This is a genomic window from Streptomyces sp. NPDC003027 (genome assembly GCF_053591435.1).
On the sequence record NZ_JBSFTU010000009.1, the window covers coordinates 125,088 to 145,915 of the forward strand.

At 73.4% G+C, this 20,828-nt stretch carries 20 protein-coding genes; 13 read left to right on the top strand and 7 right to left on the bottom strand.

Translation table 11 applies throughout. The features are described 5' to 3' along the window. Positions 1–114: 114 nt before the first annotated feature. The 3 genes from ACWDX6_RS09935 (at position 115) to ACWDX6_RS09945 (ending at position 3,296) form a co-directional block, all read left to right on the top strand. A complete protein-coding gene (locus ACWDX6_RS09935; RefSeq protein ID WP_451484444.1) occupies positions 115–1,362 on the top strand; it encodes an extracellular solute-binding protein in 1,248 nt (415 codons plus the stop codon). A 138-nt stretch (positions 1,363–1,500) separates the two neighbouring features. Beyond that, a complete protein-coding gene (locus ACWDX6_RS09940) occupies positions 1,501–2,415 on the top strand; it encodes a GNAT family N-acetyltransferase (protein ID WP_451484445.1) in 915 nt (304 codons plus the stop codon). Beyond that, positions 2,412–3,296 (top strand): lysophospholipid acyltransferase family protein, encoded by an 885-nt coding sequence (locus ACWDX6_RS09945; RefSeq protein WP_451484446.1) that lies wholly within the window; start codon positions 2,412–2,414, stop codon positions 3,294–3,296. Before ACWDX6_RS09940 ends, ACWDX6_RS09945 begins: the two co-directional genes overlap by 4 nt. On the opposite strand, the gene egtD is transcribed toward ACWDX6_RS09945, so the two are convergent. From egtD to egtA, 4 genes are read right to left on the bottom strand one after another with little or no spacing between them, the layout of a single operon-like run. Continuing rightward, positions 3,191–4,156 carry an L-histidine N(alpha)-methyltransferase gene (egtD, locus tag ACWDX6_RS09950; RefSeq protein WP_451484447.1) on the bottom strand — a complete coding sequence of 322 codons (966 nt, stop codon included), beginning with the start codon at positions 4,154–4,156 and terminating at the stop codon, positions 3,191–3,193. The two genes, ACWDX6_RS09945 and egtD, sit on opposite strands and share 106 nt — an antisense overlap. Next, the gene (gene egtC / locus ACWDX6_RS09955; protein ID WP_451484448.1) at positions 4,153–4,920 is read right to left on the bottom strand and encodes an ergothioneine biosynthesis protein EgtC; all 768 of its coding nucleotides are present in this window, start codon (positions 4,918–4,920) and stop codon (positions 4,153–4,155) included. The genes egtD and egtC overlap by 4 nt, the downstream gene beginning before the upstream one ends. Next, entirely contained in the window at positions 4,920–6,236 is a 1,317-nt protein-coding gene (gene egtB, locus ACWDX6_RS09960) for an ergothioneine biosynthesis protein EgtB (RefSeq protein ID WP_451484449.1), read from the bottom strand. The genes egtC and egtB overlap by 1 nt, the downstream gene beginning before the upstream one ends. Beyond that, positions 6,233–7,495 carry an ergothioneine biosynthesis glutamate--cysteine ligase EgtA gene (gene egtA, locus ACWDX6_RS09965; RefSeq protein ID WP_451484450.1) on the bottom strand — a complete coding sequence of 421 codons (1,263 nt, stop codon included), beginning with the start codon at positions 7,493–7,495 and terminating at the stop codon, positions 6,233–6,235. Before egtA ends, egtB begins: the two co-directional genes overlap by 4 nt. A gap of 133 nt (positions 7,496–7,628) precedes the next feature. Here egtA and ACWDX6_RS09970 point away from each other — a divergent pair, with 133 nt between their 5' ends. The 3 genes from ACWDX6_RS09970 (at position 7,629) to ACWDX6_RS09980 (ending at position 10,057) form a co-directional block, all read left to right on the top strand. Next, positions 7,629–8,480, top strand: a complete 852-nt coding sequence (locus ACWDX6_RS09970) for a TIGR02452 family protein (protein WP_451484451.1) — start codon at positions 7,629–7,631, stop codon at positions 8,478–8,480. A gap of 223 nt (positions 8,481–8,703) precedes the next feature. Continuing rightward, positions 8,704–9,801 (top strand): glycosyl hydrolase family 18 protein, encoded by a 1,098-nt coding sequence (locus tag ACWDX6_RS09975; protein WP_451484452.1) that lies wholly within the window; start codon positions 8,704–8,706, stop codon positions 9,799–9,801. Between the two features lie 82 nt (positions 9,802–9,883). Then, on the top strand, positions 9,884–10,057 hold the full coding sequence (locus ACWDX6_RS09980; protein ID WP_451484453.1) for a hypothetical protein: 174 nt from the start codon (positions 9,884–9,886) through the stop codon (positions 10,055–10,057). 91 nt (positions 10,058–10,148) lie between these two features. Here the strand turns inward: ACWDX6_RS09980 and ACWDX6_RS09985 are convergent, their stop codons facing one another. After that, the gene (locus ACWDX6_RS09985) at positions 10,149–10,856 is read right to left on the bottom strand and encodes an alpha/beta fold hydrolase (RefSeq protein WP_451484454.1); all 708 of its coding nucleotides are present in this window, start codon (positions 10,854–10,856) and stop codon (positions 10,149–10,151) included. A gap of 230 nt (positions 10,857–11,086) precedes the next feature. Here ACWDX6_RS09985 and ACWDX6_RS09990 point away from each other — a divergent pair, with 230 nt between their 5' ends. The 3 genes from ACWDX6_RS09990 (at position 11,087) to ACWDX6_RS10000 (ending at position 13,797) form a co-directional block, all read left to right on the top strand. Further along, on the top strand, positions 11,087–12,109 hold the full coding sequence (locus ACWDX6_RS09990) for a LacI family DNA-binding transcriptional regulator (protein WP_451484455.1): 1,023 nt from the start codon (positions 11,087–11,089) through the stop codon (positions 12,107–12,109). Positions 12,110–12,163: 54 nt separating this feature from the next. Continuing rightward, a complete protein-coding gene (locus tag ACWDX6_RS09995; protein ID WP_451484456.1) occupies positions 12,164–12,433 on the top strand; it encodes a hypothetical protein in 270 nt (89 codons plus the stop codon). 176 nt (positions 12,434–12,609) lie between these two features. Next, complete coding sequence (locus ACWDX6_RS10000; protein ID WP_451484457.1) at positions 12,610–13,797, top strand: thiolase family protein; 1,188 nt, start codon at positions 12,610–12,612, stop codon at positions 13,795–13,797. Between the two features lie 139 nt (positions 13,798–13,936). Here the strand turns inward: ACWDX6_RS10000 and trxA are convergent, their stop codons facing one another. After that, entirely contained in the window at positions 13,937–14,299 is a 363-nt protein-coding gene (gene trxA / locus ACWDX6_RS10005; protein ID WP_356896301.1) for a thioredoxin, read from the bottom strand. Positions 14,300–14,451: 152 nt separating this feature from the next. Between trxA and ACWDX6_RS10010 the strand changes: the two genes are divergently transcribed. Together ACWDX6_RS10010 and ACWDX6_RS10015 are read left to right on the top strand one after the other, a co-directional pair. Further along, a complete protein-coding gene (locus ACWDX6_RS10010) occupies positions 14,452–15,903 on the top strand; it encodes a dihydrolipoyl dehydrogenase family protein (protein WP_451484458.1) in 1,452 nt (483 codons plus the stop codon). Then, a complete protein-coding gene (locus tag ACWDX6_RS10015; protein ID WP_451484459.1) occupies positions 15,900–16,793 on the top strand; it encodes a hypothetical protein in 894 nt (297 codons plus the stop codon). The genes ACWDX6_RS10010 and ACWDX6_RS10015 overlap by 4 nt, the downstream gene beginning before the upstream one ends. A gap of 49 nt (positions 16,794–16,842) precedes the next feature. Here the strand turns inward: ACWDX6_RS10015 and ACWDX6_RS10020 are convergent, their stop codons facing one another. Next, the gene (locus ACWDX6_RS10020; RefSeq protein WP_451484460.1) at positions 16,843–17,460 is read right to left on the bottom strand and encodes a TetR/AcrR family transcriptional regulator; all 618 of its coding nucleotides are present in this window, start codon (positions 17,458–17,460) and stop codon (positions 16,843–16,845) included. A gap of 162 nt (positions 17,461–17,622) precedes the next feature. On the opposite strand from ACWDX6_RS10020, the gene ACWDX6_RS10025 reads away from it, so the two are divergent. Both ACWDX6_RS10025 and ACWDX6_RS10030 read left to right on the top strand, forming a co-directional pair. Then, positions 17,623–19,038, top strand: a complete 1,416-nt coding sequence (locus ACWDX6_RS10025; RefSeq protein ID WP_451484461.1) for a purine-cytosine permease family protein — start codon at positions 17,623–17,625, stop codon at positions 19,036–19,038. A gap of 93 nt (positions 19,039–19,131) precedes the next feature. Further along, a complete protein-coding gene (locus tag ACWDX6_RS10030) occupies positions 19,132–20,805 on the top strand; it encodes an amidohydrolase (protein ID WP_451484462.1) in 1,674 nt (557 codons plus the stop codon). Positions 20,806–20,828 lie beyond the last annotated feature (23 nt).

The window sequence follows — 20,828 nt, forward strand, 5'->3', positions numbered from 1 at the left end:
TGGTCCAGACCAGAATCCAGGCCACCACCCGCGCGAACACCCCGTTCGTTCCCCCCACGTCGGGTCAGCTCCTCATGCCGCACTCCATGCCATGGAACGCAGAAGGTGACCTACGTGAAGAACCGCCCTCTCGCCTGCCCTCTCGCCGTCGCCACCGCCCTCGCGGTCACGGGCTGCGGGCTCCTGCCCGGCGGGGACCAGAGCCGCACGGTGAGCGTCTGGCTGATGCGGGACAGCGTCAGCGAGGACTTCCTCAAGCGTTTCACCGCGGCGTACGAAGCCGAGCACGCGGGCGTGAAGCTGCGGTTCACGTTCCAGGAGTGGACCGGCATCGGCAAGAAGGTCACCGAGGCGATCCAGGGGCCCGGCGGCCCGGACGTCATCGAGGTCGGCAACACCCAGGTCGCCCAGTACGCGGACACCGACAAGCTCTTCGACCTGACCCTGGAGTCCGTGCGCGACCTCGGCAGCGAGGACTGGCTGCCCGGCCTCGCCGAACCCGGCCGGATCGCGGGCTCCCAGTACGGCATCCCCTGGTACGCGGCCAACCGGGTCGTGATCTACCACAAGGACCTCTTCGCGGCGGCCGGCGTCACCAAGCCGCCGGCCACCCGCGCCCAGTGGCTCGACGACACCGAGAAGCTCAACCGGGACGGCACCCAGGGCGTCTACCTCGCGGGCCAGGACTGGTACACGCTGGCCGGCTTCATCTGGGACGAGGGCGGCGAACTGGCCGACGACAAGGGCGGTGACTGGACCGGCGCCCTGGACAGCCCGGCGGCGCTGCGCGGCATGGATTTCTACAAGGACCTGCAGTCCCTCGGCTCGGGCCCCAAGAACGCGGACGAACAGACACCGCCCCAGGCGGAGGTGTTCGCCAAGGGGGACGTCGCCCAGATCATCGCCACGCCCAGCGCCGTCTCCGCCATCACCCGGGCGAACCCGGCGCTGAAGGGCAAGCTCGGCTTCTTCCCGATCCCCGGAAAGAAGGCCGGAGAGCCCTGCGCCGTCTTCACCGGCGGATCCGACCTGATCATCCCCGAGAACGCGCCCGAGCGGACCGCCGCCATCGACGTCGTGAAGGCCCTGGCGGGCGAGAAATGGCAGACCGAACTCGCCCGCGCCATGAACTACGTCCCCAACAAGACGTCGCTCGCCTCCGTCGTCGAGGGCCAGGAGGCCACCGCCGTCATGGCCGTCGGAGCGGCGCGCGGCCGGGCCACGCCCAACTCCCCCCAGTGGGCCGACGTCGAGGCCGCCAACCCCATCAAGCCGTACATGACGGCGGTCCTCCAGGGCGAGGATCCCAAGCGGGCGGCGGAGCACGCCTCCGAGCAGATCACCCAGGCGCTCGCCGAATAGCATTCAGCGCATCCACACCCGCGAGCCCCCGAACGGACACGTCGAATCCAGCCGGTCACGGAAGAAGTAAGGAGCCGGACCACCGCCCCGCGCGGCCCGGCCCTCACCGTCCCCTTCCGTACGCCGGAGGAGCCCGACATGCCCGCACCGTCGCCCGCAGTCGCCGTCGCACCCGCCGTCCCGGTCCCGGCCGGCCTCCCGGCCCAGACCGGCACCGCGACCGGCACCACGGCCCCGCTCGGCGTCCCGGCTCCGCCCGGCCCCGCCGCCGGCGGTGTCCCCGCCCAGGCCGGGGTGCCCGCCCGGCCGACCGGGGACCCGCAGCCCCGCTATGTCGTCGGCCTCGCCCGCGACCAGGAGGACGTCCGCGCCGCCCAGCGGCTGCGCCACCAGGTCTTCGCCGGGGAGATGGGCGCACGCCTCGACGGGCCCGAACCCGGCCTGGACACCGACGCCTTCGACGCGTACTGCGACCACCTGCTGGTACGCGAGGAGACCACCGGCGAGGTCGTCGGAACGTACCGGGTCCTGCCGCCGGACCGCGCCCGGATCGCCGGACGCCTCTACTCCGAGAGCGAGTTCGACCTCGGCCGGCTCGCGCCCGTCCGCGACGACCTCGTCGAGGTCGGCCGCTCCTGCGTCCACCCGGCCCACCGCAACGGCGCCGTCATCGCCCTCATCTGGGCCGGACTCGCCCGCTACATGACCCGTACCGGCCACAACTGGCTGGCCGGCTGCTGCTCGCTACCGCTCGCCGACGGCGGCGGGCTGGCCGCGGCCACCTGGGACACCGTCAAGGCCAAGCACCTCGCCCCGGAGGAGTACCGGGTCACCCCGCACCGGCTCTGGACCCCCGACGGCGTCGCCCGCCCCGAGGGCCGCACCGAACTCCCGCCGCTGCTGCGCGGCTACCTCCGGCTCGGCGCCTGGGTCTGCGGAGCGCCCGCGCACGACGTGGACTTCGGCGTCGCCGACCTCTACGTCCTGCTCTCGCTGCGCACCACCGACCCCCGCTATCTGCGCCACTTCCTCTCCCTCGCACCGGCCCGGTGAACGCGGCCCCGTCCCCCTGGCTGCCGACCGCGCCCTGCACCCCCGGCAGGTGCGGCGCGCACCACGGTCCCGGGTGCGCCACCGTGCGGCCCGCCCGAGCGCTGGCACGGCTGACCGCCGGCCTCGCCGTGGTCCTCGCCGGAGTGCTGCTGGCCCCGCTCACGGCGCTGCTGCCGCCGGACGCCCGGCTATGGTCGGCGCGGTGGTGGTGCCGGGCGGTGGTACGGGCCTTCGGCGTACGGATCAGAGTCACCGGCGCTCCCGTCCCCACCGGGCGCGGCCCCCTCCTCGTCGTCGCCAATCACATTTCCTGGCTCGACGTCCCGCTCCTCGCCGCCGTCCTGCCCGGCCGCATGCTCGCCAAGCGGGAGATCCGCACGTGGCCCGTGCTCGGGCCGCTCGCGGCCCGGGGCGGCACCCTCTTCATCGAACGCGACCGGCTGCGGGCCCTGCCCGGCACCGTCCGGGAGATGACCCGGGCGCTCATCGACGGCGGACGGGTGATCGTCTTCCCCGAGGGCTCCACCTGGTGCGGGCGGGCCGGCGGCACCTTCCGCCCGGCCCCCTTCCAGGCCGCGCTGGACGCGGGGGCCGCCGTGCAGCCGGTACGGCTCGGCTACCGGCCCGCCGGGCCCGCCGCCTTCGTGGGCGACGATCCGCTGGCCGCCTCTCTGTGGCGGATCGCGGCGGCCCGGGGGCTGGTCGCCGAGCTACGGATATTGGATCCGATATCCAGCATCCGATATACGGACCGGCGCACCCTTGCCCGGGCGGCTCAGCGCGCCGTCGCCAGCGACAGCGCGAACCGCCCCTCCCTATCCGTCCACCAGTGGGCCGGCTCCAGACCGGCCGCCGTCAGCTCCTCGCACACACCCGCCTGACGGAACTTCGCCGACACCTCCGTCCGTACCTCCTCACCCCGCTCGAACGGCACCACCAGATCCAGCTCGCGCACCTTCACCGTGAGGGCGTGGCGGGCCCGCAGCCGCATCTCGATCCACTCCCGCTCCCGGTTCCAGAGCGCCACATGGTCGAAGTCCTCCGGCCGCACGTCGGCGTCCAGCTCACGGGCGATCACGGCCAGCACGTTCTTGTTGAAAGCGGCCGTCACCCCGGCCGCGTCGTCGTACGCGGCGACCAGCGTCGCCTCGTCCTTCACCAGGTCCGTGCCGAGCAGCAGGGCGTCGCCCGGCGTCATCATCGCCCGCACCGAGCGCAGGAACACCCTGCGCTCGGCCGGCAGGAGATTGCCGATCGTGCCACCGAGGAACGCGATCAGGCGCGGCCCGGGTGAGCCGGGCAGCGCCAGGCCCCGCGTGAAGTCGGCGACCAGCGCGTGGAGGTGGAGCCCCGGCCGCTCCGCGAGCAGCGCCTCGGCCGCCCCGGTCAGCGCCGACTCGCTCACGTCCACCGGCACATAGCTGTCCAGGCCGGGCAGCAGCGCCTCGATCAGGAACCGGGTCTTCTCCGACGAGCCGGAGCCCAGCTCCACCAGCGTCCGGGCGCCGGTGGCCGCCGCTATGTCAGGCGCCCGGGCGGCAAGGATCTCCCGTTCGGCACGGGTCGGGTAGTACTCGGGGAGCCGGGTGATCTCCTCGAACAGCTCGCTGCCGCGCGTGTCGTAGAACCACTTCGGCGGCAGCTCCTTGGGGGTGCGGGTCAGGCCGTGCAGCACGTCGGCGCGCAGAGCGGCGTCGGTGGCGTCCTCGGGAAGGGTGCGGGTCAGCTGGAACGGGCTCACGCGGAGGGCTCCTTGAGCGGGGACAGGGTGACGTCGGTACGGGTGGCGCGGAGCACTGTGTGGTCCGGCACCTCGCGCCAGAGCGGATCGTCGTCGTAGGGCTCGGACGCCACGACCGTGCGCGGCGCGCCGCTCCGGTCGGGGCCCGTCAGATAGAAGAGCGTGTTCCCCCAGGTCGTCGCGGTGATCTCGGACCCGTCGGTGACGAGCAGGTTCAGCCGGGAGCCGGGGGCCGCCCCGGCGGCCTCCCGCACGGTGTCGGCGAGCGCCCGCCCCGGCGCGTCCCCGGCCCGCAGCCGGTGCAGCACCAGCCCCCACAGCAGGGCCGAGTCCGTCCGTGCCTCCAGCCCGATCAGTTCCCCGGCCGACAGCGCCGCGGCCGGGCCGGCCATCGACTCCGGCCAGCCCTCGACCGCGCCGTTGTGGCTGAACAGCCACGGCCCCGCCCCGAACGGGGCCGCCGCGGCCTCCCCATCGGCACCGGGCCGGGTGGCCCCCCGGACGGCCGCGAGCAGGGCGCTGCTGCGCACCACCCGGGCGAGATCGGCCAAGGACGTGTCGGCCCAGACCGGCACCGCCCGGCGGTAGCGCGCCGGGACCGGGTCGCCCTCCGCGTACCAGCCCACCCCGAACCCGTCCGCGTTCACCACGCCACTGACCTGCGTACGCGGCGCCCACGCCTGCCGGCACAGGGAGTGCTCCGGCCGGAGCACCAGCTCCCCGAGGGCGACCGGCTCGCCGAGATAAGCGACATGACGGCACATCAGGTGGCCTCCGCGTCCCGTGCGGTACGGAATCCGGAGAAGATCTGGCGCCGCACCGGCAGGTCCCAGTTGCGGAACGTGCCCCGGCAGGCGACCGCGTCGACGGCGAACGACCCGCCCCGCAGCACCTTGTGCGCGGGACCGAAGAAGACCTCGGAGTACTCCTTGTACGGAAAGGCCCGGAAGCCCGGATACGGCAGGAAGTCACTGGACGTCCACTCCCACACGTCCCCGATCAACTGCCGTACCCCGAGCGGCGAGGCACCGTCCGGACAGCTGCCCGCCGGAGCCGGCCGCAGGTGTCGCTGGCCGAGGTTCGCGTGGGCCGGAGCCGGGTCCGCGTCACCCCAGGGATAGCGCCGGGAGCGCCCGGTCGCCGGATCGTGGCGGGCCGCCTTCTCCCACTCCGGCTCGGTGGGGAGCCTGCGTCCGGCCCAGCGGGCGTAGGCGTCCGCCTCGTACCAGCTGACATGCACCACGGGCTCGTCCTCGGGGACCGGCTCGGTCACCCCGAACCGGCGGCGCAGCCACTGCCCGCCCTCCCGGCGCCAGAACAGCGGCGCCCCGATGCCGTGCCGCCGGATCTGTGCCCAGCCCTCCGGCCGCCACCAGCGTTCGTCGGTGTAGCCGCCGTCCGCGACGAACGCCGTATAGGCGCCGTTGGTGACCGGCGCGGTGTCGATGAAGAACGCCGGGACGACCCGGGTATGGGCCGGGCGTTCGTTGTCCAGTGCCCACGGCTCGTCGGAGGTCCCCATCGTGAACGGGCCGCCCGGGACGAGGACTTCGGCGGGCAGCGGCCCGGCGCTCGCCGCCGGCGGTGGGGGCGCCGTCAGCGCGGACGGCCCCTTGCGGAGCTGATGGGTGATCAGCATGGTCTCGTCGTGCTGCTGTTCGTGCTGGGCGATCATCCCGAAGGCGAAGGCGGCCTCCACCAGCGGACGGCCCTCCAGCGGCGTGCGCTCCAGGACGTCCAGGACCCGGCCGCGTACGTCGGAGGCGTAGGCGCGGGCCTCGGCGGGGGGCAGCAGGGGCAGGGACGGCCGGCTGGCACGAGGGTGCTCGAAGGCGTCGTAGAGGGAGTCGATCTCGGGCCGCAGCGCGTCACGGCCGGCGACCGCCCGCCACAGCCACTGCTCCTCCTGGTTGCCGATGTGCGCCAGGTCCCACACCAGAGGCGACATCAACGGCGAGTGCTGTGCGATGAGTTCGTCGTCCTCGACGCACGAGGTGAGGAGCGCGGTGCGCTTCCGTGCCGTCGTGAGAGCGTCCAGCGCCCGCCGCCGCAGCGTCGTCGGATCGTCGGTCGCGGTCATGACGTCACCTTCCGGAGTTCGTCGGCCGGGCAGCCGCCGGGAATCACGTACCGCTCGTGGAAGGCGGCCACCGCCCCCTGGACGGACTCGCTCGCACCCAGCCGGGGGAGCGCCTCCAGAGCGGCCGGGAACGCCACCAGGGCGGCGGCGTGCAGATCGGGATCGGCCAGCCCGTCACGGGCCGCCGCCAGCCAGAGCGGATTGCGCGGAGCCGCTGCCGAACCCGCGTACTCCGCAAGCGGTTTGACGGCCCGGTACACCGTCTCGGAGGCCTCCGGATCGTCGAAGAGCGCGGCGGCCACGGCCACCGGCACGATCCAGCCGTCCACGCCGGGCTGCGCGTCGATCATCCGCAGCTCCAGATGGCCGCGCGGCCGTACCGGAGGGAAGAGGGTGGTCAGGTGGTAGCGCAGGTCCTCCTGGCCGGCCGGGCGCGGCCGTCCCGTACGCAGCCACTCCCGGAAGGTCAGCCCCTCCGGGACGGCCCACGTCCCTTCGTCGGCCCGCACACACAGCACCGGGGTGTCGAGCACATGCGCCGCCCACGCCGCGCGCGGCTCGCCGTCCACGGCGGGCGGGGCGAGCGCCCGGGCCGGGTCGAGATCGGTCCACAGAGCCTGCCGGGTCGAGCGCCATCCGGTGCGACGGCCGCCGTGGAGGGGGGAGTTGGCGAAAGCGGCCACCAGGACCGCGCCGAGGAGATGCGCCAGCCGCCAGCGGCGGTGGTAGCCGAGCGGGCCCGGTTCCTCCAGCCCGGCGTCCAGACAGACCTGCACCGACGCCGACTCGCACATCATGGCCCGGCCGGCCGGGCCGGTGCGGTCGAGGGCGAGCTCCATCGCGTCGTAGCGCGGCTCGCGCAGCAGCCGGTCGCGGGGAGCGTGCCAGGGGTCGACCCCGTAGCCGCTGAGCGAGAGTCCGAGGGGGGCGAGCGCGTCGCGTACCGCGCCGAGATCGGCCGACAGAGTGCCGACACACTCCATGAGGGAGGCGGCGGGCGGCGAGCTGAGCTCCAGCTGCCCGCCGGGTTCGAAGGTCAGTGCCGAGGCCAGTGGCAGGGTTCGTACGGTGTCGAGGGCGGAAGCCAGCCGCCGCGACGGGACGGGGAGCCGGGGGTCACGCAGTTCGTGGAGGAGCCACTCCACCTCCACCCCGATCGTGCGGGGCGGTCCCGTCTTGAAGCAGATACATCGCAGCAAATCCTCCGCTTCGTCCTCTGTCAAGGGCGGACCGCCCGGCGGTATACCGCTCGACGCCATGTCGGATCCTCCTGTCGTGGAAGGCGCTGACTCCACCTAAAGCCACCGTCGACGGGCGTGCAAGACCGCCTTTCCGCCCCCCGCGCGGGAAAACCCCTTGTCGGGAGGGATGGAGTCGATCAAGCTTCCGGCCATGAGCGCACGGTTGCGGGGCATCGCGAAACAGACCGAGGAGATCGTCGAGGCGGGCCGCTACCGAGCTCCCGGCGGACGGAAGGTGTCCATCGAGGCGGAACTGACGGCGGCGGTACGGGCGACACGGCTGTACGGCCCCGAGCCCGTACCCGTCACCCCGGACACCGACCGCGACACCCTCATCGAGGTCACCGACGAGAGCAGCCTCGCCGCCGCCCGCCGCATGACCCGCGCCCACGACGGCCCGGTGGGCGTCCTGAACTTCGCCTCGGCCCGCAACCCGGGCGGCGGCTACCTCAACGGCGCCCAGGCCCAGGAGGAGGCCCTCTGCCGGTCATCCGCCCTCTACACCACGCTGCTGCGCGTCCCCGAGTACTACGCCCATCACCGGGCCGGGGACGCCTCCCGGGCGAACCCCTGGGGGACGGACGTCTTCTACAGCGACCGGGTCATCCTCTCGCCCACCGTCCCGGTCTTCCGCGACGACCGGGGCGCCCTCCTGGACGAGCCGTTCACGGTCGGCTTCCTCACCTCGCCCGCTCCGAACGCGGGCGTGATCCGCCGGCAGACGCCCCGGCTCGCACCCCGCGTCCCGGCCGCCCTGGCCTCCCGCGCCGAACGGGTCCTGGAGACGGCCGTCGCCGGCGGCTACCGCCGGCTCGTCCTCGGCGCCTGGGGATGCGGGGTCTTCCAGAACGACCCGGCCGAGGTGGCGGGCGTCTTCAGGACGCTCCTCACCGACGAGGGCCGGTTCGCCGGCCACTTCGACGAGATCGTCTTCGCGATCCTGGACCGTACGGCGGGCAGGACGACGCTCGCCGCGTTCCAGCGGGTCTTCCCGGAAGCCTGACCTGCGGATCCGGCCTGCCGGACCCGCGCCTGCGGCGAAGGGAGGACCCGCGCCTGCCCGGCGAAGAAGACCCGCGCCCGCCCGGTGAATCGAGGACCCGCGCCTGCCCGGCGAAGCGAAGACCCGCGCTGCCCGGCGTGCCGAAGTGGGACCGCGCCTCCCGCGGAGCCTGGATGGCCCAACCCGCAGGGCGCCGCCGGCCCCGTCCGCCGAGGCTCGGTCCATGGCCCTTACGACACCGTCCCGCACCCTCGCCCTCGCCCTCCTGACCGCGCTGACGGCCCTGCTCATCGCCGCACCCCAGGCGGCCGGGGCGGCCGAGGACGACCCCCCGCGCACCGTCTCCGCCTGGCTCCCCTACTGGGACCAGGAGGCCGCCTATCTCGCCGCGCTCCGCCACGCCGACCAACTGCACACCGTCAGCCCCTTCTGGTACGAGACGAAGACCGCCGACCGGATCGCCCCGCACACCGGCGCAGGCGAGCGGCTCGTCATCGACGGCCTCCACCGGGCCGGCATCAAGGTCGTCCCCACCGTCATGGAGACCCTGCCCTCCGGCGTCCTCGCGGGAATCCTCACCGACCCCGTCCGGCGTGCCACCCACGCGAAGGCCCTGGCCGCCGTCGCCGTGTCCCGCGACTACGACGGCCTCGACCTCGACTACGAGTCCATCGCCACCACCGGCGACTCCGCCTACCCGGCCGTACGCGACGGTTACACCGCCCTCGTCGAGGACGTGTGCGCCCGACTGCACGCCCTCGCCAAACAGTGCGTGGTCACGGTGAGCCCCAAGACCGCGACCACCGGCCGCGTCTGGGACTACGCCGCCCTCGGCAGGGCGGCCGACCGGGTGCGGATCATGGCGTACAACCTGCACTGGGCGGGCGGCGCCCCCGGACCGATCGCGAGCACCGCCTGGTACGACGAGCTGCTGCGTACCGCCGCCTCCCTCGTACCGCCCGAGCGGATCGAGCTCGCCCTGCCCGCCTACGGCTGGGACTGGGCCGCGGCGGGCGGCGGGAAGGCGGACGGCGGGAAGGCGTACGCCGGAAAGGCCGCGCACGTCACCTGGAAGGAGGCCGAGGCGCTGCGCCGCGCCCACGGCGCCCCCTACCGGCTCGACCCCGTCTCCAGCACCCCGTACTTCACCTACCGGGACGGCGACCTCACCCGTGAGGTGTGGTACCAGGACGCCAAGGGCGTCGCCGGACACCTGCCCGTCCTGCGCCGCCACGGCGTCGTGAACACCGCCCTGTGGGCGCTGAACTTCGAGGACCCCGACCTGTGGCCGGTGCTGGCCGGGCGCACCCCCACGCCCTGACATGCGCCGCTCGCACCCGCGTGCGAATCTGGGAACGGCCCAGCGTCCCGAGTCCGCTCCAGGAGTCACAGGAGGCACGATCGTGGGCAAGAAACAGACCCGGGTGAACCACGGAGCCCGTACGGGCGGGCACGAACACCGAGCCGTGGCGACGACGGCGAAGGAACAGACCGGCACGTCGGCGACGGGCGAGACACCCCGCACGCTCGCGCGGCAGGTCGCCCACAAGAAGGAACGGAAGTTCGGCCACAACTGACCTTCCGCACACGCTGGCCGGGGTCCGGAGCCGCGTGGGCCCCGGCCGCGGTGTGCTCCACTCGCCGGACGCGTACACGCGCCCCGGCACCTCAGATCCAGCCGTCCAGGGCGGTCATGAACCCGTCGAAGTCGTCCCGGTGGATGGTGTGGCCCGCGCCGACGACCGTACGGAGCTCGAAACCGCGCTCCTTGAGCATCCGCGCGTTTGCCGTTGAGACCAGCATGCTCGGATCTGCGAGCGTGATCAGCGAGGGGACGACCGGCTCGACGGGCCACGCGTCCCGGCCGGCGAAGCCCACCAGGCCGTGGGCCGTTCGCTCGTCCCAGAGCCGTATCGTCTCCGTCTCGATGTCGAGATCCTCCTCCTCCCAGTGGGGATTGAACTCCCGTAGGTGCTCGCGGGTGAGGAACTTGCTCTGCGTGAACAGCTCCGGGCGGTAGCCGCCGGGCCCGGCCGGCAGCTGCCAGGCGGGGTCGGAGTAGACCGCGCGGCGCGGTGCGAGCCGCTCCACGGCCAGGGCCAGCGTCAGCCCGCCGAGCGAGTGCCCGATCGCCAACTCGGCCCCGGACGGCAGGGTTTCGACCACATCATCGGCGTAGTCCGCCGGGGTGTACCCCTCCGGGCCGGTGGCGCGGCCGCTGGCGCCGTGACCGCGCAGGTCCACGGCGATGACCCGGTAGCCGCGCGCGGCGAGCGCCGGCCCGACCCTGCGCCAGGTGCGGTGGTCGGACATGATGCCGTGGATCAGCAGGGCGATCCGGTCGCCTGATCCCCAGGTGGTGGTGTGCAACCGCACGGTGACGCCTTTCGGGACGGGGTGCTCAAGCGCACCTACGGATCGGGCGCACGGCCGGCGCCCCGAGCACCGACAGTACGGCGGCCGCGAGGAGAGCCCGCCCGGCGTGGGGGAAGAAGCGGAAGAGAGTCAGGTGACACGGGTAAGCGCGTGTGCGGGCACTGCGGAGCACTCGAATCCGGCCATCCACCGGACCCCGGTCCGCGCGGGTCTGGAAAGATGCCGGAGCGATGAGCCAGTCACCCAGACACTCCGCCGAACGTCCCGTGCCGACGAGCGCCGATGTCGCGCGGCTCGCGGGCGTGTCCCGAGCCACCGTCTCGTACGTGCTGAACAACACCGCGGCCGTACGGATCAGCGAGCCGACCCGCCGCCGGGTGCGGGAGGCGGCCGAGGAGCTGGGCTATGTGCCGCACGCCGCGGCCCGCAGTCTGCGCGCCGGCCACAGCCGGATGGTGCTGCTTCCCAGCGCGCACATGCCGGTCGGGCCGCTGTACAGCCGGTTCTTCGACGAACTCCAGTGGGCGCTGCGCCGCCTCGACTACACCGTGGTGCAGTACGGCAGCCTGGGCCTGGAGGGTGACGAGGCCGCCCGGGCCTGGGCGGAGCTCCGCCCCGTCGCCGTGGTCTCCCTCGGCGAGGTGCAGCTCACCCCGAGGGGCGTGAAGATCCTCAAGCGCTCCGGCGCCAAGGCGGTGATCACCGTCGGCCCGCAGCGGATCGAGGGCACGCACGCGCTGGTCATGGACCAGGCGCGGGTGGGCCGTGTCGCGGTCGCGCATCTGGTCGAGCGGGGCAGGCGCCGGATCGGCGTGGTCGTCCCCGAGGAGCCCGGCCTGGAGCTGTTCTCCGGGCCGCGGCTGGAGGGCGCCCGGCAGGCGGTCGAGGGCACGGACGCCACCGTCGTACCTCTGCCGATGCGGTACGAGGAGGAGTCCGCCGGCGAACTGGCCGCCCGGTGGAGGGAGTCGCGCCTCGACGGGGCCTTCGCGTACAACGACGAGTACGCGATGCTGCTGATGCGGGCGCTGCAGGACGCGGGGGTCTCGGTCCCGGACGAGACCGCGATCGTCGGCTCGGACGACCTGCTCCTCGGGCGGCTGCTGCGGCCCCGGCTGAGCACGGTACGGATCGACATGGTGCTCGGCGAGGACCTGGCCGAGCTGGTCGACCGCGCGGTCCGTGACCCGGAGGCCGCCCCGTCGACGCGGGATCTGATGGCCTCGCGAGTCGTACCGCGCGAGTCGAGCTGAGGCTCGGGAGGGCATGTCCGGCGCGGACCGGGGCGAGCGCTTAGCGTCGGAAGTATGAGCAGAATTCCGAAGCGTTTCGAGATCCTCCTCGTCCCCGAGCACGTGGAGGACCGCGGTGGCGCGTCCGTGGAGGACAGCGCGGTCCGCTCCGCGGTGGTCGAGGCCACCGGCCGCCAGGGCTCCTCGGGCTACCCCCGCTACGAGGGCCACGGCATGGCCGCCGACATCGATCCGGAGACCCGCACGGTCGAGGCCCTGCTGGTCGACGGACGCGAGCTGGACTACGGCCTGACGGCGCTGGTCCGGCACGATACGGGCCCCTGAGGGCGCGCCGTCCCGTCGCCCACCGCCCTCCGGCGGACCGACGGTTGTACAGACCACATATCGTCCCTCCGGACCGTTGACAGAAGGCGCCGTCCGGCAGAGACTCGGCGCGCATGATTCCGAAGGAAGGTTCACCGGCGAACGCTTCCTGTCGAAGTCCCCGTGGGAGAGAACCGATGAGCATCCGCGACGTCTACATCGTCGACGCCGTCCGCACCCCGATCGGCAAGTTCGGAGGCGCCCTCTCCTCGGTCCGCCCCGACGACCTCGCCGCCCACGTCGTCAAGGCGCTGATCGGCCGCGTGCCGGACCTCGACCCCGCCCGGATCGACGACGTGTACTTCGGTGACGCGAACGGCGCCGGCGAGGACAACCGCGACGTGGCCCGCATGGCCGTCCTGCTCGCCGGCCTCCCCACCTCCGTGCCCGGCGTCACCGTCAACCGCCTCTGCGGCTCCGGCCTGGAGGCCGTGATCCAGGCCGCCCGCGCCATCGCGCTCGGCGACGCCTCCGTCGTCGTGGCGGGCGGCGTCGAGTCGATGTCCCGCGCCCCCTGGGTTCTGCAGAAGCCCGAGCGCGCCTTCCCGGCGGGACACCAGCAGCTGCACTCCACGACCCTGGGCTGGCGCATGACCAACCCGAGGATGCCCGCCGACTGGACCGTCTCGCTCGGCGAGGGCGCCGAGCTCGTCGCCGACAAGCACGGCGTCACCCGCGAACAGCAGGACGGCTTCGCACTGGCCAGCCACCGGAAGGCGGCCGAGGCGTGGGCGAAGGGTCTGTACGACGCCGAGGTCGTGCCCTACGACGGCGTGGACCTCACCCGTGACGAGTGCGTCCGCGACAACACCTCGCTGGAGGCCCTGGCTCGGCTGAAGCCGTCCTTCCGTACCGACGGCGGCACGGTCACCGCGGGCAACGCCTCGCCGCTCAACGACGGCGCCGCGGCCCTGCTCCTCGTGGACGAGGAGGGGCTGCGCGAGACCGGCCGCGAGCCGCTCGCCCGCATCCGGGCCTCGGCCGTCACGGGAATCGAACCGCAGCTCTTCGGCCTCGGCCCGGTCGAGGCGGTCCGGCGGGCGCTCGGCAAGGCGGACCGTTCCTTCGCGGACCTGACGACCTTCGAGCTGAACGAGGCCTTCGCCGCCCAGTCCCTCGGCTGCCTCGCCGAGTGGCCGGAACTCGACCCCGAGATCGTCAATCCGCGCGGCGGCGCCATCGCCATCGGGCACCCGCTGGGCGCCTCGGGCGCCCGGCTCGCCGGCTCGGTCGCCCACCAGCTCGCGGCGGCCGGCTCGGGCACGGGCCTCGCCGCGCTCTGCATCGGCGTCGGCCAGGGCCTGGCGCTGGTCCTGGAGCGCTGAGCACGGAGCGCTGTCACGGAGCACGGAGCGCTGACACCGAGTACGGAGCGCTGAGCACCCGTACGGGCCGCCGACGCCGAGCAGCGGCAGCGCGAAGGGCGGTACGGATTCTCCCCGTACCGCCCTTCGCGCGTGCGACCTACTGCTTGGCGTCCTCGATGGACTTGCGCACCTCGGCCATGTCGAGCTTGCGCGCCTGACCGATCACATCCTCCAGCGCCGCCTCGGGCAGCGCGCCGGGCTGGGCGAAGACGGCCACGTTGTCACGGACGATCATCAGCGTGGGGATCGAGCGGATCTCGAACGCGGCGGCGAGCTCCTGCTGCGCCTCGGTGTCCACCTTCGCGAAGACCAGGTCCTCGTGACGCTCCGACGCGGCCTCGAACACCGGCGCGAACTGGCGGCACGGACCGCACCAGGAAGCCCAGAAGTCGATCAGAACGAAGTCGTTGTCGCTCACGATCTGGTCGAAGTTTTCCTTGGTGAGCTCTACGGTGCTCATGCTTCCTACCTCTCCGGGGCTCCTGATGGTGTCCTCACGGTCCCCTGGGGACTCGCCCCGCACAACGGCGCGTCGCCCCCGGCTATTCCGGAACCGCACCGCGGCGCCTTCCCCTGTGGCCTCCCGGCACACCTGCGGCCAGACTGGGGCCCATGACACGAGCGGTGGAGCACGAGTACGACGTGGTGGTCCTCGGCGCGGGACCGGTCGGCGAGAACGTGGTGGACCGGGCCAGGGCGGCTGGCCTGAGCGTGGCGGTGGTGGAGAGCGAACTGGTCGGCGGGGAGTGCTCGTACTGGGCCTGCATGCCCAGCAAGGCGCTGCTGCGCCCGGCCATCGCCCGCTCCGACGCGCGCAAGGTGCCCGGGCTCCGGCAGTCGGTCCAAGGGCCGCTGGACGCCGCCGCCGTGCTCGCCCACCGCGACTACTACGTCTCCCACTGGAAGGACGACAACGCCGTCACCTGGCTCGACTCCACCGGCGCGCGGCTCTTTCGCGGCCACGGACGGCTGGCCGGAGCCCGGAGGGTCGCCGTCGAGGCACCCGAGGGCGAGCGCCACCTCCTCGCCGCCCGGCACGCCGTCGCCGTGTGCACCGGCAGTCGCGCCGTCCTGCCCGAGCTGCCGGGCCTGACCGGCTCCAGGCCCTGGACCAGCCGCGAGGCCACCAGCGCCCACCGCGTCCCGGACCGCCTCGTCGTCGTCGGCGGGGGAGTGGTCGCCGCGGAGATGGCCACCGCCTGGCAGGCGCTCGGCTCGCACGTCACGGTGCTGGTGCGCGGCGACGGCCTGCTGACCCGGATGGAGCCGTTCGTCGGCGAGCACGTCGCCGAAGCCCTCACCGCGCGCGGGGCCGACATCCGTACCGGCGTCTCCGTCTCCGCCGTCGTACGGGACGGCAGCACCGGCCCGGTCACGGTGGTCCTGGAGGGAGGCAACCACGTCGTGGGTGACGAGGTCCTCTTCGCCACCGGCCGCGCCCCGCGCACCGAGGACATCGGTCTGGAGACGGTCGGTCTGGAGCCCGGCTCCTGGCTCTCGGTGGACGACAGCCTCCGGGTCACCGGCCACGACTGGCTCTACGCCGTCGGTGACGTCAACCGCCGTGCCCTGATGACGCATCAGGGCAAGTACCAGGCCCGGATCGCGGGCGCCGCGATCGCCGCCCGCGCCGCCGGGGACTCCCTGCCCGAGGAAGACCCCTGGGGCGCGCACGCGGCCACCGCCGACCACACGGCGGTGCCCCAGGTCGTCTTCACCGACCCCGAGGCCGCGTCGGTCGGCCTCTCCCTGGCGGAGGCCCGGCGCGCCGGGCACCGGGTGCGCGCCGTCGACCTCGACCTCTCCGGCGTCGCGGGCGCCGGGCTGTACGCGGACGGCTACCGCGGCCACGCCCGTATGGTCGTCGATCTCGAACGGGAGATCGTCCTCGGTGTCACCCTCGTCGGGCCGGGCATCGGGGAGCTGCTCCACTCGGCGACCGTCGCCGTGGCGGGAGAGGTCCCGATCGCCCGCCTCTGGCACGCCGTTCCGGCGTATCCGACGCTGAGCGAGGCGTGGTTGAGGCTCCTCGAGGCGTACCGCGACGGCGCCGGGACGTCATGAGCCCCGGGCCGGGGGCGGCTGCCGGGCCCGGTGCGGGGCCGGGGGGCTTCGTCAACGACTACGACGGGCCGTGCGCGGTGTGCGGAGCCGTGGTCCACGCCGGTTCGGGGGTGCTCCGGCACGGCCGGACCGGCGGCTGGGAGGTCTACCACCCGGAACACGTACGCGAGCCGACGCCTCCCGCCCGGCTCGACCACCCCGGCTGGCACCGCCGCCGGCTCATGGCCCTGGACATCGCGACCACCGGCAACCGGGCGGCCGTCGACCGTGTCCTCGCCGCCTCCGTACGGACGAGTGACGGCCTGTCATCGGACTGGATTCTGGATCCTGGATCCGATCCGCTCTCCCTGGCGCCCGGCAAAGGCCACGGCATCACGATCGAGCGGGCGCGGAGGGAGGGGGTTCCGGCGGCGCACGCGCTCGGCGAGGTGGCGGACCTGCTCGCCGGGCACCTCGCGTCGGGGGAGCTGCTGGTCGTCTGGTTCGCGCCCCACGTCCTGACCACCCTCCACGCCGAACTCCTGCGCCATGGCGTGCGCCCGCTGACCGAGCGGCTGCCGACGGGCGTGGCCCCCGTCTGCGACCCTCTCGTCCTGGACCGTCACGCCGACCGCTACCGCCCCGGCCGCCGCTCCCTGGACGCGGTCACCGCGTGGTACGGCGTCCCCCACCCCCACCCCGGGCAAGCCGCCTCCGATACCGAGGCCACCCTCGCCCTCGCCCAGGTCATCGGCGCCTCCTACCCCTCGATCGCCCGGCTGTCACGGGCCGCGCTCCACGCCGAACAGATCCTCTGGAACGCCGACCTGTCCCGCCACCGGCCCGGCACGCCGGACTGGCCCATGACGCCCGTGGAGCCCTTGCCGTGGGAGGACCCGACGACGGGGTGAACGGACCCCCGCGCCCCGCGCCCTCGCGGGCCGGCGAGGTCGACGGAGTTCAGCGGGCTCGCGGGATCAGCCGTTCGGCCGCCGCTCTCGCCGCCTCCAGCGCCGGGCGGGAGTCCCGCCCCTGTTCCTGGCCGAGGACGACCCGCGTGCTCAAGCCGTCGAGGAGCGCGAGGAGTTCGGAAGCACGCTCGGTCACCTCCGTGGCGTCCATCGGAGCGAAGCGCCCCTGCGAGACGCCCTTGGTGAGCAGCGCCTCCAGGTCCTCCTGCCAGCCCCGGTCCAGCTCGCGCTGGGCCTCGCGGAGGGACTCGTTGGCGGGAGTGCGGGCCCACAGTTCGATCCAGAGCGTCCAGCGCGGATCGCGCGGGCCGCGCGGGAGGTACAGCCGCAGGAAGAGGTCCAGCTTGCGCTCCGCCGTCAGCCGGCGGGACAGCAGCGAGCGGCGCTCCTCGGCGAGCGCCGTCTCGCTCCAGCGCAACGCGGCCAGCAGCAGCAGGTCCTTGCTGCCGAAGTAGTACAGGATGTGGCCGCCGCTCGTGCCCAGGCGTTCGGCCAGCGCCGACATGGTGAGCGCCGCCAGACCGTCCTCGGCGATGGCCGCCATGGCCTCCTCGAGCATCCGCTCCTGGGCGATGTGCCCGTCACGCCGTCGTGCCGACCCTGTCACCCGCTCCGCCTCCGCCGTCTGGTCCCGAGGGTCACGACTCTAACCGGGTGTCCCCGAGGTCTTGACGAGGCGGGTACGCCTCCCACATCTTGAATGACGTTCTAACTTCTAGAACGGCATTCAAGGTCTGCGGACCTGGTGGAGGCGGAAGCGGGAGTGGGCATGGCGCCACAGGAGAGAGCGGCCGACGTCGGCCGGGACGAGGTCTTCCAGGTCGAGGGCCACGGCATCGACCCCATCCCCGACACCGAACGGCACGGCAGTGCCAAGGACCTCTTCTGGCTCTGGTTCGGCTCGAACCTCACCTTCACCTACGTGATCAACGGCGCCCTCGCCGTCGCCTTCGGCCTCTCCTTCTGGCAGGCCACCGCCGTCGTCGTCATCGGCGGACTCTTCTTCTTCGCCGTCAGCGCCGCCGGACTCAGCGGGGTCCGCACCGGCACGGCGACCCTCGTCATCTCCCGTGCCGCCTTCGGCGTGCGCGGCAACTGGCCCGCCGGACTGCTCAACTGGGTCGTCGGCATCGGCTACACCATCGTCAACACGGTCGTCGGCACCCTCGCGCTGGAAGCGTTCTTCGCCGACGTCGGCTGGGGCGGCGGCGCCGTCGCCCGCGCCGCCGCACTCGCGGTCACGCTGACGATGACCTTCGCCGTCGCCCTGTGGGGACACGCCACCGTCCAGTTCGCCGAACGCTGGATGGCCTACGCCCTCGCCGTCGGCTTCGCCGCCCTGCTGGTCTTCGTCCTGCCCGGCGCCGACACGGCCGCGCCGGCCACCGGGCCGGGCGCCTCCGGCTGGAGCCTCGCCTTCGTCGTCATGCTCGCCGGCCCCTTCTCGTACCTCCCCATGCCCGCCGACTACACCCGCTATCTGCCGCGCGCGACCTCCCTCAGGGCCCTCACCTGGAGCGGCGCGCTCGGCGGCTTCCTCTCCTCCGTCGCCCTGGGCGTCGCCGGGGTCGCCGCCGCCACCCAGACCGACATGACGGACGCGGTCGCCGGCGCGGAAGGGCTGCTCCCGGGCTGGTTCCAGCCGCTCTTCCTCGCCCTCGTCCTCGGCGGTTCGGTGACCAACTCCATCATCACGCTCTACTCCTCCAGCCTGAACCTCCAGGTCCTGGGCATCCCGTGGAGCCGCGCCCGCGCCATCGTGATCAGCGCCGCCGTCACCGCGCTCGGCTCCCTCGGCGCCCTGTTCCTCACCGACTTCACCACCTCGCTGCTCTCCTTCCTCTCCCTCCTGATCATCGTCTTCGCCCCCTGGGGCGGTGTCTTCCTCGCCGACATGGTGCTGCGCCGCTGCGCCTACGACTCCGAGGCGCTGCACGCCGGCGCCCGAGGGGCGTACGGGTACCGCGCGGGCTGGCACCCCGCCGGAATGACGGCCCTGCTCGCCGGCATGCTCTTCGCCGCGCTCACCTGCGACTCCGAGCTGTGGACCGGCCCGCTCGTCGCACCGCTCGGCGGGGCCGACCTCACGCTCCTGGGCGCGCTCGTCTCGGCGCTCGTGTACGTGCTCCTCGCGCGCCACACGGTCGCGCCAGCCCGCCGGGAAGCCTCCCCGGCCCACCCGTAAGCCTGCGTGGTCCCTCCGCGTACCCCCGTCATCCCCCGCACGTCACCGCCAAGCCCCCTCAAGGTGCCCGCGTGGCACATGGAGTCCCCTCTCATGCACACCCCTGTCACCCAGCCCGCGCCCGCCGATCTGGTTCTCACCCACGCCCGTATCCACACCGTCGACCCCGATCTGCCCGAGGCCGAGGCGCTGGCCGTGCGCGACGGACGGATCGTCTGGGTCGGCGCCGACGCCGACGCCGCCGCGTGGACCGGTGCCGACACCCGGATCCTGGACGCCGGCGGCCGCCTCGTCCTGCCCGGCTTCATCGACGCCCACAACCATGTACGCCTCGGTTCCGACGACGCCTGCGTCCAGCTCGCCGGAGCCCGCACCCTCGACGCCGTCCACCAGCGGATCACCTCCTGGCGGGCGTCCCACCCCGACGCCGCGTGGATCGAGGCCGAGGCGTTCGACTACTCCGCCATCCCCGGCGGCCGGATGCCCACCGCCGCCGACCTCGACCCGGTCACCGGAGACACACCGGCGCTCGTCCTCAGCTACGACGTGCACACCGCCTGGCTCAACACCGCCGCCCTGCGCCGGCTCGGCGTCCACCGGGACCGCACCAGTCTGCCGTTCGGCGAGGCCGTCACCGACCCGGCCACCGGCGAACCCAACGGATTCGTCCGGGACTTCGCCGTCAAGGGACTCTCGCGCGACGGCCACCGCGCGCTGCGCGAGCTCGGCGTGCCGTGGGCCGCGCCCGACCGGCAGTACGGGAGACTCACCAAGAGCCTGGACGACGCCATCGGTTATGGCATCACCACGGTCGTCGAACCGCAGAACTCCCTCGACGACCTGGCCCTCTTCGAGCGGGCCCGCGCCGAGGGCCGGCTCCGCTCCCGGCTGGTCGCGGCCCTCTTCCACCCCCGCGGAACCACCGACGCCGACCTCGACGCGTTCGCCGCCGCGGCCAGGAAGTACAACGACGACCGACTCCGCGTCGGACCGCTCAAGCTCTACATCGACGACGTCGTCGAACCGCGTACGGCGGCGCTCCTGGAGCCGTACGCCGGCTGCGGCCGACACCGAGGCGACACCTTCTACCCGGCGGAGGAGTTCGCCGAGCTGCTCACCCGGCTCGACGCCCGCGGCTTCCAGTGCTTCGTCCACGCCACCGGCGACCGAGGCATCCGTACGGTCCTCGACGCCGTCGCCCGCGCCCGGGCCGTGAACGGCCCCCGGGACGCCCGGCACCAGATCGTCCACGTGGAATGCCTCGACCCCGCCGACACGCCGCGCTTCGCCGAACTCGGTGTCGTCGCCTGTATGCAGCCCCGCCACGCCGCACCCGACATCGCGGGACCCGGCCAGGACTGGGCCGAGAACATCGGCCAGGAACGCTGGCACAAGGCATGGCCGCTGCGCGGCCTGCACGCCGCCGGAGCCGTACTGGCCCTCTCCAGCGACTGGAACGTGGCGGAGATGGACCCCATGGTCGGCATCTACACCGCCGTCACCCGGCGCCCGCTGTCGGGCGGCGGGGAGCCCTGGACGCCGCAGGAGACGATCGACGTCGCCACGGCCGTCGAGGGGTACACGATGGGCTCGGCCTACGCCAACTTCCTGGAGCACGACCGGGGTTCGCTGACCGTCGGCAAGCTCGCCGACTTCGTGATCCTCTCCCGCGACATCCTGCGCGTCGACCCCGAGGAGATCCCGGGCACGGTGGCCGAGACCGTCGTGGTGGGGGGCGAGACCGTCAGCACACGCCCGCGCGCCTGACGCCGCGGGCCCGGGGGCGTCCC